Here is a 13271-nt window from a genome sequence, read left to right as displayed (position 1 = left end):
CATAAAACACTATATATTCTTAATTGAGTAATTGTCTAATTTTAAAGATAATCAATTGATCTTTTCTGATAAAAGTATAAATATATTGTTTTTAATTGAATACATTAGACGGGTTATATAATGGCCGATATTTTTGATGAAGTTTCAGAGGAATTAAAGCAAGATCAATTAATTCAACTTTGGAAAAAATATTCAAAGTACATTATTACATTATTTGTTTTACTAGTTCTGTCAGTCTTAACTTATCAAGCGTACATGATTTGGAATGAAAAGAAGTTAACTGCAAGTTCAGAACAATTCTTTTCTGGATTAGAAAAACTTGATAACAAAGATTTTGAAAAAAGTGCTGAAATCTTTTTAAAAAGCTCATTAGATCAAAAGGATGGTTATAGAGTTTTGTCAATATTTGGACTTGCTCATTCAAATTTTGAAAATGGTAAAATTTCTGAAATGGTTTCAAACTATCAAACAATTTATGAAGATAAAACCATTGGAAGTTATTATCAAGGTTTAGCTAGAATTTTATCTGTTATGAAAGATAACAAAAGTAATTTCAATGAATTACAAGGGCGTTTGAAACCAATTTTAAATAGTCCCAGTAAACTGCAACTATTAGCTGCTGAGCTACAGATAGTATTATTTATTAGATTTAATAAATTAGATAAAGCTCTAAGTTCTATCAAAAGTTTACTTGCTAGGAGTGATATTTCACAAGAGCAAAAAAATAGGTTAAGTTTAATAGATAAAGTTTATAATTCGCATGCAAAATAATTTCTTAATTCTATGTTTTCTTTTTTTCTTGATTGGGTGTTCTTCTAACGAGGAACTAGATCTTAAAAATTATAAAAATGTTTTTGAAAAAAATAATGCGTTTTCTTTAACTCAAATTTCCGACAGATCTCAATCTAAATTAGATAAAGTAGAAAATCTTATCAATATATCTAATGCTAAATCCTATAATATAGAAAATCCTTCTTTTGATTACCCTTTAGAAAAAAAATGGGAAATAGATACAGACCAAAATATGAATGACGAAAATCCCTTTTTAGCAGAGCCAATAATTATTTCTTCACATTTATTCTTAATAAACAATAAAGGTTTTGTTTTTAAAATTAATATTGATAGTGGAAAAATAGAATGGAAAAAAAATTTTTTTAAAGATTTAGGAAATACAATTATAGGTACTCCTGCCATATCTGGTAGATTATCAAGTGAAGGAAATATTACTTTATATGTTTATTCTGGATATAATGAAATCGTAGCGATAAACGGTAAAAATGGAAATTTAATCTGGAAAAAAAATCATAGTTTACCATTTAGAGGTGGAATGACAGTCTTCAATGATGTGCTGTTAATCAGTGATTTTGTAGGAAATTTTCTTTCTATAAATAACACAAATGGAAAAACTAATTGGAGTGTATCATTAGGTAGCGACTATAACTCTGTGTATACTAAAGCCCGATCTATTGTAGTAAATGATAAAATTGTTGTTCCTGGTACAGGTGGATCATTTTACGTTATTTCTATTAAAAATGGTAATTTACTTTGGACAGAAAATATTTCTTCTAATAAACAATTACCTAAACTTTTTCATGCTGGAGACATTGTTGCTAACCCATTATTTAAAAATGGTGTTGTTTTTTTAGTTTCTCAATCAGGAAATATTTCAGCGTTTGACATTAATACATCTGAAGAACTATGGACTTTACCAATTGGTGGTTTTGAGACACCTGTTTTGTCAGGTGATACTATTTTCATAAATGGTAACATGGGTATGTTAGCTGCCATAGACATAGCTTCTGGAAAAGTAAGATGGTCTAAGAAATACCCAAGTTATGTTAATGAAGAAGCTTTTTTTTCTGAAAAAGAAATTGCTATTTATAAAGGACCAACTTTAGTTAATTCAAAGATTTTATTTGCTGATAATGACGGCAAAATTTTTATTCTTGACCCCAATAATGGATCTATTGTAAGTGACTTGTCTGTTGGTAAATTAGCTATATCTCCTGTACCTGCTGACAAAAAAGTCTTTTTTCTTACAGAAAATGGAAAATTATCAGCTTATAAATAAATTTATATTTAGCCTTTAAGGTTTATAATATGTTTCAGATTGTATTAGTTGGAAGACCAAATGTTGGAAAGTCGACTTTATTTAATCGTTTAGTAGGGCCTGGAAAAGCAATTGTTAACGACCAACCTGGCGTAACAAGAGATAGAAAGTATGGGCAAGTATCCTTTCTTGATCTCGAGTTCATGCTTGTAGACACAGCTGGAATTGATGATTCTTTAAAAGGAGATACTGAAAGAGAAATAAAGCTGCAAACTGAAATTGCAGTTAGAGAAGCTGATTTAATTATTTTTGTAATTGATGGTAGAGTTGGTGTTTTACCAACTGAAAGAGCATTTTCTAAATATTTAATTAAAACAAATAAACCTACTTTTGTTTTAGTAAATAAGTGTGAAGGGTCAAAAGGACTTGTAGGTTTGACGGAAAGCAATTCCTTGGGTTTTGAAACTATTATCCCATTTTCTGCAGAACATGGGGAAGGTTTGTCAGATTTGTATGATACTTTAAAGCAACAAATAGAAGATAAGAGTAATGTATCTTTAAGTGCTGAAAATAATATAAAAACTGAAAACACAAAATCAGAAATAACAAAGATTGGTATTATTGGAAGACCAAATACTGGAAAATCTACATTAATAAATAACTTGGTTGGTCAAAAAAGATTAGTTACTGGACCACAAGCGGGTATTACTAGGGATGCAATTGAAATTTCCTGGTATTATAAAAGTCAAAATTTTTGCATTGTTGATACAGCGGGATTGAGAAAAAAGTCAAAAGTTCATGATATTTTAGAAAAAAGTATGGTGGGTGATACCCTTAAGACTATCAAATATAGTAATATTTGTATTTTACTAATTGATTCAGATAAAGGTTTAGACAAACAAGATCTCACGATCGCAAGAGTAGTAGCAGGTGAGGGGCGAGGTTTAATTATTGGTGCCAACATGTGGGATAAAGTTATTGACAAAGATCAAGTAAGACAAAAAATATTTAATCAATTAGAAAAATCATTATCTCAAATAAAAAATATTCAAGTTGTCTTTATGTCGGGGCTTCATGGGCAAGGGTTAGATAAGTTAATGGACATTGCTATAGATATAAAAAAAAGATTAGATATAAGAATATCAACAGGAAAATTGAACCGGTGGTTAACGCCAATTATAGAAAATAACCCGGCACCTTTATATAAAGGTAAAATGAATAGAATTAGATATATAACTCAAGTAAATATAAGGCCACCTACTTTCGCAGTTTTTATGTCAAGTCCAGAGAATTTACCCGACAGTTATAAGCGTTTTTTAATGTCATCTTTAATGGATGATTTTGGATTATCGGGATTGCCAATAAGAGTTATGCTAAGGAAGGGTAATAACCCGTATGTAGAAAATTAAGTTAATTAAATTTAATTTAATATCTAATTAGCACTTAATGTTGTTTGCTCTTGGTCTGCTATTTGATTTTCTGAAGCTTTGTTATCTAATGCTTCGTTTTGAATGCGTATTTGCTGTTCATTCTCAATCTTCTGCGTCTCTAACTTAACCCTTTTAGCAATAATTTTTAGTAATTCTGGATCATCTCTTTCAACTGATTTAAAAAAACTTCCTAATATTTTTTTTCTTGTCATTAAACCCATTATTCTTATCTCTTTCGTACATCTCTCTAAATTTGAATCAATTTTCTTTGTTGCTAATCCAGCTATTCTTTGGTCTATGAATTCTTTTTCCATTGCAGCTCTTATTCTTAAAGACGTATTTGTTTTATTTTTCAGTAATTTTGAAGAAGCAGCATTCGTCCTTCTGTTTATATCATCACCAATTTCTTCTAATTGCATTCTTGATGGCTTCGGTACTCTAATGAAAATAAATTGTGATCCTTCGTCATTTTTAGCAGGAAAACCATTATTTTTTATAAATTCTAAGATTTCCGGAATATGCTCTTTATTATAAATCATCAACTCAATTTTCATAGGGTCGTTTGGAGACTCTACATTACCTAAATCAGCAATTCTACGAGGCCTACCATTCATTGTAATTTTTAAACTTTTAAAAACACTTATATTTGCATGTTCTGGTTTAATTTCTAATAAAGTTTCAGCAAATTCCTCAATTGATCTTTCAAAATTTGCAATCGCCTCAGGAGAATAACCTTCCTCATTATTTATTTTAATATTGTTATCTTCATCCATACATAAATCCTATTATTTTTGACTTAATCAAAATCAATATTTTATCTCAATTTCTATTCGTCTATTTTTTTCTCTTCCTTGGCGAGTATCATTCTGTTCCAAAGGCTTTGTTTCTCCAAAACTTATTGCTTTTAGTTTTTCTGATGGAATAGTATTTGCTTTTGATAATTCTTGAACAACACTTGAAGCACGAGCTGCAGCTAAATCCCAATTATCACGATATTGCCCACCAAAAATCAAAGGGACATCGTCTGTATGTCCAGAAACGTTTACTTGACCCGCCCCTTTTGCACTTACTGTTGCAATTTTCTTCATAATAGCTCTAGCTTGTTTAGTTAATTTAGCTGACCCAGAATTAAACGCACCAGCAGATCCAACTGTAACAATTACACGGTCTTTTTCTCTTTGAACTTCAGCTAAACCTTGACCTATTTCTTGTTTAAGAGCAACTCTTAATTGATCTTCACTAAATTCAGCTTTTTTAGTTTTTTCTTGAGTATTTTTTTCATCTTCAGAGTTCTTTGACTCTAGCTGATTTACTTGATCTTTTAGTGATTTATTTTCTATAGATGCCGACGCCATTGATTTTATATCTTTATCAATACCTCCTATAAGAACGTCCGTGTCGGTCGCTCCTGTGTTTTCTCGGGCTGTCTCAACAGCATCTATAGTTTTTTGAATTAATTTGGACACTTCCTCAGAGCTTTTGCTTTCAGTGTTTATACTTACCAATACTTTATCGTTAACTGTTTCTACTTTTACTTCTTCAGAGGAAACCTCATTTATAATTTCCTTACTAAGCTCTTTTGCTTCCAACGTCTCTTTTGAATTACTTTTAGCGCTATCACCTTCATCAATTTCTGATTTTAGATCCAAATTTTTTTGTTCAGCTTCTGAAGTTTGTTGCTTTAAGTTATTAGTTACAGAAGGAGCAGGAGAGGGACTGAAATTTAAGGATAGAACAGTTGTTCCTTTTGGTTGCTCAACAACTGGTATAACTCTTTGAATTCCAAAAGCATTTTTTAAGCTACCACTTATTTGTTTGAATTTAGGAACATTAAATTCTGCGAATGACAGAATAAGAACAAAAAAAGCCATAAGTAATGTGGCCATATCAGCAAATGTAGCCATCCATGCTGGGGCCCCAGCTGGAGGACATTTAGGACATTCTTCTTCTTCTTCATCTTCTATTTGTACTTGAGCTTCAGCCACAATTATCTCCTAACATTATTCCTTAATTATGCTGCCTCTTCAATCTGAGCTTGTATTTTTGGAGGTAAGTTTGCAATTAGTTGATCTGTAATATTTCTAGGGCTCTCTCCTCTTGAGATATATTTAAGTCCCATTACAACCATTTCACGATATAATAATTCATGAGATGAATAACCTTCTAGCTTTGTAACTATAGGCATAAAAATACAGTTAGCTATCATGGCGCCATATAAAGTTGTTAATAATGCAACCGCCATAGCTGGACCAATTGCTTTTGGATCCGCCATATTACCCAACATGGCAACCAATCCTATTAAGGTACCAATCATTCCCATTGCAGGTGCTAAATCAACCCATGCTTGAAAAACCCCTTTCATGTCTTCATGACGTACCTTCATAGACTTAACTTCTCTGTTCAATTGTTCAGTTAATTTTGATTCATCTGCTCCATCAACGAGCATTTGCAAACCTTTTTCAAAAAATTTATCAGGAACTTCTTGACCCTCAAGAGCCATCATTCCATCTTTTCTAGCTATGCCAGCTAATTCTGTAATTCTAGTAATTAATTCATCATGTTTTTTAGCACCTGGCATGAATACTTTAACTAAAGTACCGAAAGACCCTAAAAACATAGGAAGTGTTGATCTGTACATAACAGCAAAAAATGTACCTCCTATAACAATAAGCATTGAAGGGGTGTCAATAAACATTCCTAATCCACCCGAAGAAATCATTGCACCTGCTATCATTCCCAAAGTTCCGATTAAACCAATCAAAGAAGCTATATCCATTTTTTTACCTTTTTATAAATAAATAATGATATTAGGCACAATTTCTGCAAGAATGAGACCAAAATGTAATTCGCATAAAAAAAAAGAGGTTTTTATGTCAGGTTTTAAAAAAACATCCTACAAAATCATTGCCTTGCTCACCATAATATTAATTTATTTTAATTTCAACAAAGTTTCAGCTAATAATTTTATTTCACGAGGATACTATACAATAGACCTCAGCCAAAAATTAGAATGGCTTACATGTCCAGTTGGAATGATTTGGGATAACAAACAATGCAATGGCAGTGCTATTAAACTAAAGTTTGACGAAGTCGATCAAGCAATATTAAAAGCAAACGAACAGCTCAAAGGTAAATGGAGGTTACCAAAAAGGCACGAATTAGAAAAATTAGTATGTATGGAGTGTGATAAGGCAAAAATAGAAACCAGTATTTTTCCCAATACACCTCCAGAATCTTTTTGGACAAGTGAAATTAATCAATGGCAACCTAAATTTATGTGGACAGTAAACTTTTTTACAGGTCATACTTTTGGAAGATTTCCTGGATATATTCCAAACTATGTTAGATTGGTTCGTGATAGATAAATTAGTTCTGATTTTTTTCTATTAAAAACTTTGCTAATTTAAAGATAAACATTATTAAACCAGACGAAATTATTAAAATAGAGGCATTTAAAGGTGTTACTATTTGTAAATAATGTAGTTGGTCACTCTTAATCAGCCCTAATAAAACTATAAAAAGAACACATAATAAAAAAACGCGTATAATTCTACAATTCTGACACGTTTTTATATTTTTGTTAGGATATTTTGAAGTTTTTTCTAATTTTTTCATGCAACCACTCAATCATATTTCATGCCAATTAATTGACTTTTACATTATTCATTTAGAATAAAAAAAACATTAAATTTTTTTCTTTTTATCTAACTATATGATTAATATACATTTTTAAACCAAAATCTCTATAAATTGAAGTCATTATTTTGTTATTTTTTTCTGTCAAATTAAGATTTTGATTTTCGTCAATTATACTGCTTTTCTTGTTTTTGTTGATATTAGAAATGATTAATGGAGATTAAAATGAAATTAGGACAACAATTAAAAATTAAGCAAAATCAGTCTTTAATTATGACGCCTCAGCTACAGCAGGCTATTAAATTACTTCAATTATCCAATATTGAGCTAGCAGAGTTTATAGATAACGCCCAGTTAGAAAATCCTTTTTTAAAAGAAAAAACAGGATTGTCTGAAAAAAAACTTGAGCCTGCAGAAAATATTACACCGGATATTTGTAACAATCTTAATAATTCTACTGATCCTCTTAAAAAAGATAGCAACGTTGACTTAGAAAACACATTTGACACTCATCTATCATCAGATTTTAATCGTGAAAATAAAAATTTATCTGAAAAAGAAATTATAAAATCTTCTAATACCACTTCAGCTGGTGAGGTAATTGAAAAAACTTTAGAAAATAAAATTTCTTTACGAGAACATCTTGTTAACCAAATTAATATAGATTTCAAAGATTCTACTATCAAAACAATTGCGATTAGAATGATTGATTTTTTACATCCAAGTGGTTGGTTCATTACGCCAGTAGATGAAGTTGCTAAGGATTTAAATGTAGATATTTCGGTTATTAAAGAAGCGTTAGACAAATTAAAACATTTAGAGCCATCAGGAATATTTGCTGAAAATTTGTCTGAATGTTTAGGAAATCAACTGAAAGATTTAAATTTATATAATTCTTCATTTAAAATTTTACTTGATAATCTTGACTATTTGCCATTGGGAAAAATTAAACAAGTTAGTAAGTTATGTAATGTTTCTGAAGAAAAAATATTTAAAATGATCAAAGTAATTAAAACTTTAAACCCAAAACCAGCTGATACCTTTTCTCAAGAAAAAGTTCATATTGATCAACCAGATATAATTGTTACAAGGTCTGAAAAGGGATGGCGTATTGATTTAAATAATTCTAATCTTCCAACAGTAAATTTAGATGAGAATTATATTGAAGAGATAAATAATTTTAAATTAGACGAAAAAGGAAATAACTTTGCCGCAGAGAAAATTGGCGAAGCGCGTTGGTTAAAAAAAGCAGTAGATCAAAGAAATAAAACAATACTCAGGGTAACCTCTGAGATAGTCAAAAAGCAAGTTAGTTTTTTTAAACATGGCTTAAGTCATATGAAGCCAATGATTTTGAAAGATATTTCAGATGCAATTGGCATGCACGAGAGCACAGTTTCAAGAGTCACAAATAGTAAATTAATTTTAACAGAATGGGGTGCTATGCCATTAAAACATTTTTTCTCTGCGTCCATTGCGAGTTCAGAAAATACTGAAATGCATGCAGCTTCAGCAGTTAGAGAAACTATAAGGAGCTTAATATCTTCAGAAATTGCTAGTAAGCCCTTAAGTGATGACAAATTAGCGGGTATTTTGAGTAAAGAAGGTATGGAAGTGGCAAGAAGAACTGTTGCTAAGTATAGAGATATGTTGAACATCCCATCAAGCTCTCAGCGTAGAAGGGAGTCAAGGCTTCAAAGGTTAGTATCAAATTAAAGTATTTTAAGTTGATAATTGATAGTTAGTTTGATTTAGCATTCTTTATAATGTTTGTTTTAAGTATGCATATTAAAGGTATCTTATTTTTGTGTTTCTTTGTTCCTTTTTCATCAAAGTAATCAATTTCAATAGAAAAATTGTTGATATTATTGAAAAGGTAATTTTTTGGTGTTAACTTAATATTATTTATATTATCTAAGTTCATTGATTTACTCCTTATTATTGTAAATCAGTGCATAACTTATGCCAAAAAATTAAACTTATTCGATATTAGCAAAGCCTTTAATACTTGTTCGGCTTAATAGGTTTCTTCCAATTTTTATAAAGTTTATTGGATTTTGGGATTTTCCGTTTACTGATATTTCATAGTGAAGATGTGCACCTTTTACACGCCCAGTTCGTCCCATTTTACCAATTACTTGACCTTCGCTTACTATGTCACCTTTTTTTACTTTGATTTTAGCTAAATGTCCGTAGGTTGTATTTATTCCGTAGCTATGACTAATTTTTATTACTTTTCCAAAAGAACCATGATATCCTGCAAAAATAACAGTACCGTCAGCAGAAACAGAAACATTTTCTTGCCAAGTTCCTGCTAAATCTATTCCATGATGCATTCTATATTTACCAGTTACAGGATGTTTTCGTTTTCCATAATGACTTGAAATATAATAGTGTTCCATCGGAGGCTTTAAGGGAATAAATTGAAGAGCATCTTTATAGGTACCAAGTAGATTTAATCTATCTTTTAAACTTGTAAAGAGGTCATCGCTATCTAGATTTACATCTTTATTTATAATAGAACTAACGCTAACCATATCGCTATTACTCAATTCTACATTAATTGATTTAAATACATTTTCTAATAGTATTAATTCATTATCTACAGAAGCCAAAAACCTTAAATTCTTTGCTTTTGCGTTTAGTTTTGGAGGTTGAGGTAATTTGTTTTTCTTTTCTGCTTTGATATCGTCATAGATATTATCGTATTCACCAAGATTACTTGTGATTATATCTTGATTTCTATTTGAATTTTTTAATTTTAATTGTTTATCGTTTTTATTATCTAAATCATCTTTTATTAAGCTGTCATTTTTTTTGATCTTATCAATACTTTTCTTAATAGATAATTTGTTTTCAAAGGAAACGTAATTCTGATAGCCATTTAATTTATCTTTTATAATATTTTTGATATTTGGTAATGATATGTTTGTTTGATCTGAAGTAATAGTATTGACAATAGTATCTGAGTCATTTTCTATAGGGCTAGTTAAATTAGCAGAGGCTTCTGTTATGATATCTTTTTTTGCAACATCAATTGCAGAGTTAACAGCTTTAACTGACCAATATAAAATACTTGATAAACCAACAACAGTAGAAATTATGACACTAGTGTAGTGAATTGGTTTGAAGGTAATCTCAAAAGGACCTTTTTTGGTAAATATTAAAAATCTTCTTTCTGAAAATAGTCCTACCTTTTTATTTTTAGTAGCTTCGTCACCAAAACGTTGACCCGTTTTTACTGGAGGAAGTTTTTTACCAAATTTATTAAATGTGGAATCAACCACTATTTACCCCATTCCTAAATAAAGTAAATATATAATACCAATGTTAGAAAGTATTTGAAACATTATCATTGTAATTAAAAGTTTACTTGATTTTGGATTTTTAACAGACAAGCTAACAGAAGGAAAAGTTTCCTTTTTATTATATGATTCTTTGATTCGCTCAGGTTCTTGTTTTAAATTTAGAGAATCAACTGCAACACTGCCGTTATGATTAGTTTCATTTATTCTATCTTGTAATGATAAAGATATATTTGAACTAGGATGATTTTGATGAATTTCTAATGGCTTACCAGACGAAACTTGTTCTGTAGCGTCGTTTTCTATCTGTATACGCATTTGCTCAATACGGTCTCTAATATCAATAATTTCTTCAGCCATTTTTTTTTTACTCTAAAATTTTCAAAAGTATTTAAGTATTATGGCAAGTTAATTGCATCATTCATACCAAATTTACGAATTTATTTAATTTTATTTAAATTATAGTATAGTATCATTTCTTTTATTGTAGTAAATATAAAAAATGAGAATTATGTAATATTTAAAGGAAAAGGATTTCCATATGTTAGGAAAAACGAATAATACTGAAGCCGATAAATCAGTAATTTCAAGCGATATGAAAATTAAAGGTAAAATTTCTGCTGATGGTGAGTTGGTCTTATTAGGTTCAGTTGTAGGCGACATTAAGTGCCACAGTTTGTCTGTAGAAGGGACTGGAAACCTAAAAGGAAATATAGATGCAGATATAGTTAATGTTTCAGGTAAATGTGATGGTCAAGTTTCTGCTGAAGTTGTTTCCATTCAATCAAGTGGAAAAATTTCAGGTGATATATTTTATGAAAATATATCGATCGAAGAAGGAGCTATAGTTGAAGCTCAAATTAGTAAGAGAAAAAATAAAAACTAAGGGAGATTTATTATGGCTAACAAACAGGCAGTTTTAGGTGCTGGGGCTCGTTTTAGTGGGAAAATTTCAAATGCAAAATCAATAGAAATTAATGGTTACGTTGAAGCTGACCTTGCAACTCAAAAAGTAACGATTGGATCGACCGGTAAGTTTTTAGGAAAGGTTGACTCCGAATTAGTTGTAATTGCGGGTGAATATGCAGGTAAAATGAAAGCAGATAGTGTATGGCTTACAGAATCAAGCCGCATTAGTGGTGAAGTACATTATAAGTCTTTACAAATGGATAGGGGTGCTGCTTTGAACTGTAGAGTAGTTCATAACTGGAATGAAAATGACAAAGTTGTCGAAGAAAAAAATCAACAAAATGTAGATGGTGCTGAAGATGGTGCTGAAGAAGGTCAGCCACCTAAAAAATAATTTAAGAATGTAACTATAAGGATTTATTATGAGTGAAATTACGTATATTTCTGAAGAACTAGTAATGGAAGGCAACTTAGATTCCGCAGGCTCATCTGTGGTTGTTGCAGGAAGATTTAAAGGAGAGTTGAGAGCAAAGGATGTTCTTTTAGAGGCTAATAGCATATTTGACGGTAATTTAATTGCAGACAAAGTTACTTTAGGCGGCTTGGTCAAAGGCGAGGTTTCAGCCAATACCCTTAACGTAGCAAGTAGTGCAAAAGTTGAAGGCAATTTAAAAACCAATGCTTTGTCTATTGACTTAGGTGCTGAGGTATCAGGAAGTATTACAAGAATTTCTTAGATAAATTCTAAACTAAAAGCTACTTTTTTAAAGTTGTTATGATGCATTCATTAACAAATTTCTTTGTTTCAATTTCACCTGTTAACTGAGTTAACTTCATAGCCGCAAACCGCCCTGCGGCAAGGGCTATGGCAAGTTCATCATTCTCATTTCTACTTACCAAATTTAGATAATCTTCTATTTCATCTCGTATTCGTACTAACTTATTTCTATAATTTTTGTCTTTTTTATTATCTAAATTATTAAAATCAATTTTTATAAGCTGGCCCATTTATTATCCTTGTGTATATTTTAAAATATTCTTATATCTTTTACGACCTAAATAAATAGTTGTTAGTTTTTTTTGAATATTAGTGGACATAATGATTAATTTTCAAGTTTATAAAAATGGTGTTTCAATTGACTGTGATTATGATTATGAAGCATTAAAAATTTTTGATTTTAATACTTTATTTATTTTTCATGGCCTCTTTGGAAAAGGTAAAAATTGGCAAACTTTCTCCAAACTATTAACAAAGAACGAAGAACTAATCGTAATTACGGTCGACCTAAGAAATCACGGAGGAAATGTTTTTAAAAAAAATCACTCATACTCTTTGATGATGAAAGATATAATTGAGCTTTTAAATTATCTAAAAATTAAAAAAACAAATATTTTGGGTCACTCAATGGGTGGTAAATTAGCTATGTTACTTGCTCTAAACCATCATGAGTATGTTAACAAGTTAATCGTGGCGGATATAGCGCCTGTTAATTATCCTATTGAAAAACAAAATATTGTTGACAAATTAATAGATCTAAATTTAGATATGATTAGAAGTAGGAACGAAGCCGACGAACTTTTGTCCAGCAGCATAAAAGAAAAGTTCATACGTTCTTTTTTAATTCAAAATCTTCAATTGCATGAAAATAAATATAGATGGTCAATAAATCTATTAGCTATTAAAGAAGCTATGAATGATTTAAGATCTTTTCCGTCCTCGGAAAAATTTGAAGTTGTAAATAATAAAACACTTTGCGTTTACGGTCAAAACAGTGATTATGTTTCAAAAGAAAATTTTCACATTTTTAAAAATTTTCTTTCAAATATATCTTTTTCTGAAATTAAAAATGCAGGGCATTACTTGCATGTAGAGCAACCTAAAGAATTTTATAATACTGTAAGAAATTTTTTAATTAATTAACTTTATCATGTTGTTTCAAT

At 30.0% G+C, this 13271-nt stretch carries 16 protein-coding genes; 9 read left to right on the top strand and 7 right to left on the bottom strand.

Going from position 1 to position 13271, the window contains the following annotated elements:
- Nucleotides 1-120: 120 nt before the first annotated feature.
- From ABXT66_RS07340 to der, 3 genes are read left to right on the top strand one after another with little or no spacing between them, the layout of a single operon-like run.
- On the top strand, nucleotides 121-771 hold the full coding sequence (locus ABXT66_RS07340) for a tetratricopeptide repeat protein (protein WP_443642840.1): 651 nt from the start codon (nucleotides 121-123) through the stop codon (nucleotides 769-771).
- Nucleotides 761-2071 (top strand): outer membrane protein assembly factor BamB family protein, encoded by a 1311-nt coding sequence (locus ABXT66_RS07335; protein ID WP_443642839.1) that lies wholly within the window; start codon nucleotides 761-763, stop codon nucleotides 2069-2071. The genes ABXT66_RS07340 and ABXT66_RS07335 overlap by 11 nt, the downstream gene beginning before the upstream one ends.
- 29 nt (nucleotides 2072-2100) lie before the next feature.
- The gene (gene der / locus ABXT66_RS07330; RefSeq protein ID WP_443642838.1) at nucleotides 2101-3459 is read left to right on the top strand and encodes a ribosome biogenesis GTPase Der; all 1359 of its coding nucleotides are present in this window, start codon (nucleotides 2101-2103) and stop codon (nucleotides 3457-3459) included.
- Between the two features lie 23 nt (nucleotides 3460-3482).
- Here der and ABXT66_RS07325 read toward each other — a convergent pair whose 3' ends face one another.
- Genes ABXT66_RS07325 through ABXT66_RS07315 form a run of 3 tightly spaced genes read right to left on the bottom strand, consistent with a single transcriptional unit; the run spans nucleotide 3483 to nucleotide 6256 of the window.
- Nucleotides 3483-4253 (bottom strand): hypothetical protein, encoded by a 771-nt coding sequence (locus ABXT66_RS07325; protein ID WP_443642837.1) that lies wholly within the window; start codon nucleotides 4251-4253, stop codon nucleotides 3483-3485.
- A 33-nt stretch (nucleotides 4254-4286) separates the two neighbouring features.
- Entirely contained in the window at nucleotides 4287-5465 is a 1179-nt protein-coding gene (locus ABXT66_RS07320; RefSeq protein WP_443642836.1) for a flagellar motor protein MotB, read from the bottom strand.
- 26 nt (nucleotides 5466-5491) lie between these two features.
- Nucleotides 5492-6256 carry a motility protein A gene (locus ABXT66_RS07315; RefSeq protein ID WP_443642835.1) on the bottom strand — a complete coding sequence of 255 codons (765 nt, stop codon included), beginning with the start codon at nucleotides 6254-6256 and terminating at the stop codon, nucleotides 5492-5494.
- Nucleotides 6257-6350: 94 nt separating this feature from the next.
- On the opposite strand from ABXT66_RS07315, the gene ABXT66_RS07310 reads away from it, so the two are divergent.
- A complete protein-coding gene (locus tag ABXT66_RS07310; RefSeq protein ID WP_443642834.1) occupies nucleotides 6351-6845 on the top strand; it encodes an Lcl C-terminal domain-containing protein in 495 nt (164 codons plus the stop codon).
- A 496-nt stretch (nucleotides 6846-7341) separates the two neighbouring features.
- Entirely contained in the window at nucleotides 7342-8832 is a 1491-nt protein-coding gene (rpoN, locus tag ABXT66_RS07305; protein ID WP_443642833.1) for an RNA polymerase factor sigma-54, read from the top strand.
- A 25-nt stretch (nucleotides 8833-8857) separates the two neighbouring features.
- Here the strand turns inward: rpoN and ABXT66_RS07300 are convergent, their stop codons facing one another.
- Genes ABXT66_RS07300 through ABXT66_RS07290 form a run of 3 tightly spaced genes read right to left on the bottom strand, consistent with a single transcriptional unit; the run spans nucleotide 8858 to nucleotide 10781 of the window.
- Nucleotides 8858-9040, bottom strand: a complete 183-nt coding sequence (locus ABXT66_RS07300) for a hypothetical protein (RefSeq protein ID WP_443642832.1) — start codon at nucleotides 9038-9040, stop codon at nucleotides 8858-8860.
- Nucleotides 9041-9095: 55 nt separating this feature from the next.
- A complete protein-coding gene (locus tag ABXT66_RS07295; RefSeq protein ID WP_443642831.1) occupies nucleotides 9096-10403 on the bottom strand; it encodes a M23 family metallopeptidase in 1308 nt (435 codons plus the stop codon).
- Between the two features lie 3 nt (nucleotides 10404-10406).
- Nucleotides 10407-10781, bottom strand: coding sequence for a hypothetical protein (locus ABXT66_RS07290; protein WP_443642830.1), 375 nt, complete (start codon nucleotides 10779-10781; stop codon nucleotides 10407-10409).
- A 181-nt stretch (nucleotides 10782-10962) separates the two neighbouring features.
- On the opposite strand from ABXT66_RS07290, the gene ABXT66_RS07285 reads away from it, so the two are divergent.
- The 3 genes from ABXT66_RS07285 to ABXT66_RS07275 are packed head-to-tail and all read left to right on the top strand — an operon-like array spanning nucleotide 10963 to nucleotide 12067.
- Nucleotides 10963-11307 carry a bactofilin family protein gene (locus tag ABXT66_RS07285; RefSeq protein ID WP_443642829.1) on the top strand — a complete coding sequence of 115 codons (345 nt, stop codon included), beginning with the start codon at nucleotides 10963-10965 and terminating at the stop codon, nucleotides 11305-11307.
- Between the two features lie 12 nt (nucleotides 11308-11319).
- Nucleotides 11320-11724 carry a bactofilin family protein gene (locus ABXT66_RS07280; protein ID WP_443642828.1) on the top strand — a complete coding sequence of 135 codons (405 nt, stop codon included), beginning with the start codon at nucleotides 11320-11322 and terminating at the stop codon, nucleotides 11722-11724.
- Nucleotides 11725-11752: 28 nt separating this feature from the next.
- Nucleotides 11753-12067, top strand: a complete 315-nt coding sequence (locus ABXT66_RS07275; RefSeq protein ID WP_443642827.1) for a bactofilin family protein — start codon at nucleotides 11753-11755, stop codon at nucleotides 12065-12067.
- Between the two features lie 19 nt (nucleotides 12068-12086).
- Here ABXT66_RS07275 and ABXT66_RS07270 read toward each other — a convergent pair whose 3' ends face one another.
- Entirely contained in the window at nucleotides 12087-12338 is a 252-nt protein-coding gene (locus tag ABXT66_RS07270) for a hypothetical protein (protein WP_443642826.1), read from the bottom strand.
- A gap of 91 nt (nucleotides 12339-12429) precedes the next feature.
- Here ABXT66_RS07270 and ABXT66_RS07265 point away from each other — a divergent pair, with 91 nt between their 5' ends.
- Nucleotides 12430-13251 (top strand): alpha/beta fold hydrolase, encoded by an 822-nt coding sequence (locus ABXT66_RS07265; RefSeq protein WP_443642825.1) that lies wholly within the window; start codon nucleotides 12430-12432, stop codon nucleotides 13249-13251.
- The last annotated feature ends 20 nt before the right edge of the window (nucleotides 13252-13271 follow it).

Origin of the sequence: Candidatus Levibacter sp. Uisw_134_01 (genome assembly GCF_047717795.1) — a bacterium.
In the GTDB taxonomy this organism is placed as follows: Bacteria; Pseudomonadota; Alphaproteobacteria; order Puniceispirillales; family Marisalimonadaceae; genus Marisalimonas.
This window is presented reverse-complemented; position numbering and strand designations above follow the sequence as displayed.

Excerpts from the sequence above, each read along its gene's own strand:
- ABXT66_RS07340 (WP_443642840.1), top strand. The coding sequence starts at position 121 with ATGGCCGATATTTTTGATGAAGTTTCAGAGGAATTAAAGCAAGATCAA.
- ABXT66_RS07335 (WP_443642839.1), top strand. The coding sequence starts at position 761 with ATGCAAAATAATTTCTTAATTCTATGTTTTCTTTTTTTCTTGATTGGG.
- der (WP_443642838.1), top strand. The coding sequence starts at position 2,101 with ATGTTTCAGATTGTATTAGTTGGAAGACCAAATGTTGGAAAGTCGACT.
- ABXT66_RS07325 (WP_443642837.1), bottom strand. The coding sequence starts at position 4,253 with ATGGATGAAGATAACAATATTAAAATAAATAATGAGGAAGGTTATTCT.
- ABXT66_RS07315 (WP_443642835.1), bottom strand. The coding sequence starts at position 6,256 with ATGGATATAGCTTCTTTGATTGGTTTAATCGGAACTTTGGGAATGATA.
- ABXT66_RS07310 (WP_443642834.1), top strand. The coding sequence starts at position 6,351 with ATGTCAGGTTTTAAAAAAACATCCTACAAAATCATTGCCTTGCTCACC.
- rpoN (WP_443642833.1), top strand. The coding sequence starts at position 7,342 with ATGAAATTAGGACAACAATTAAAAATTAAGCAAAATCAGTCTTTAATT.
- ABXT66_RS07300 (WP_443642832.1), bottom strand. The coding sequence starts at position 9,040 with ATGAACTTAGATAATATAAATAATATTAAGTTAACACCAAAAAATTAC.
- ABXT66_RS07290 (WP_443642830.1), bottom strand. The coding sequence starts at position 10,781 with ATGGCTGAAGAAATTATTGATATTAGAGACCGTATTGAGCAAATGCGT.
- ABXT66_RS07285 (WP_443642829.1), top strand. The coding sequence starts at position 10,963 with ATGTTAGGAAAAACGAATAATACTGAAGCCGATAAATCAGTAATTTCA.
- ABXT66_RS07280 (WP_443642828.1), top strand. The coding sequence starts at position 11,320 with ATGGCTAACAAACAGGCAGTTTTAGGTGCTGGGGCTCGTTTTAGTGGG.
- ABXT66_RS07275 (WP_443642827.1), top strand. The coding sequence starts at position 11,753 with ATGAGTGAAATTACGTATATTTCTGAAGAACTAGTAATGGAAGGCAAC.
- ABXT66_RS07270 (WP_443642826.1), bottom strand. The coding sequence starts at position 12,338 with ATGGGCCAGCTTATAAAAATTGATTTTAATAATTTAGATAATAAAAAA.
- ABXT66_RS07265 (WP_443642825.1), top strand. The coding sequence starts at position 12,430 with ATGATTAATTTTCAAGTTTATAAAAATGGTGTTTCAATTGACTGTGAT.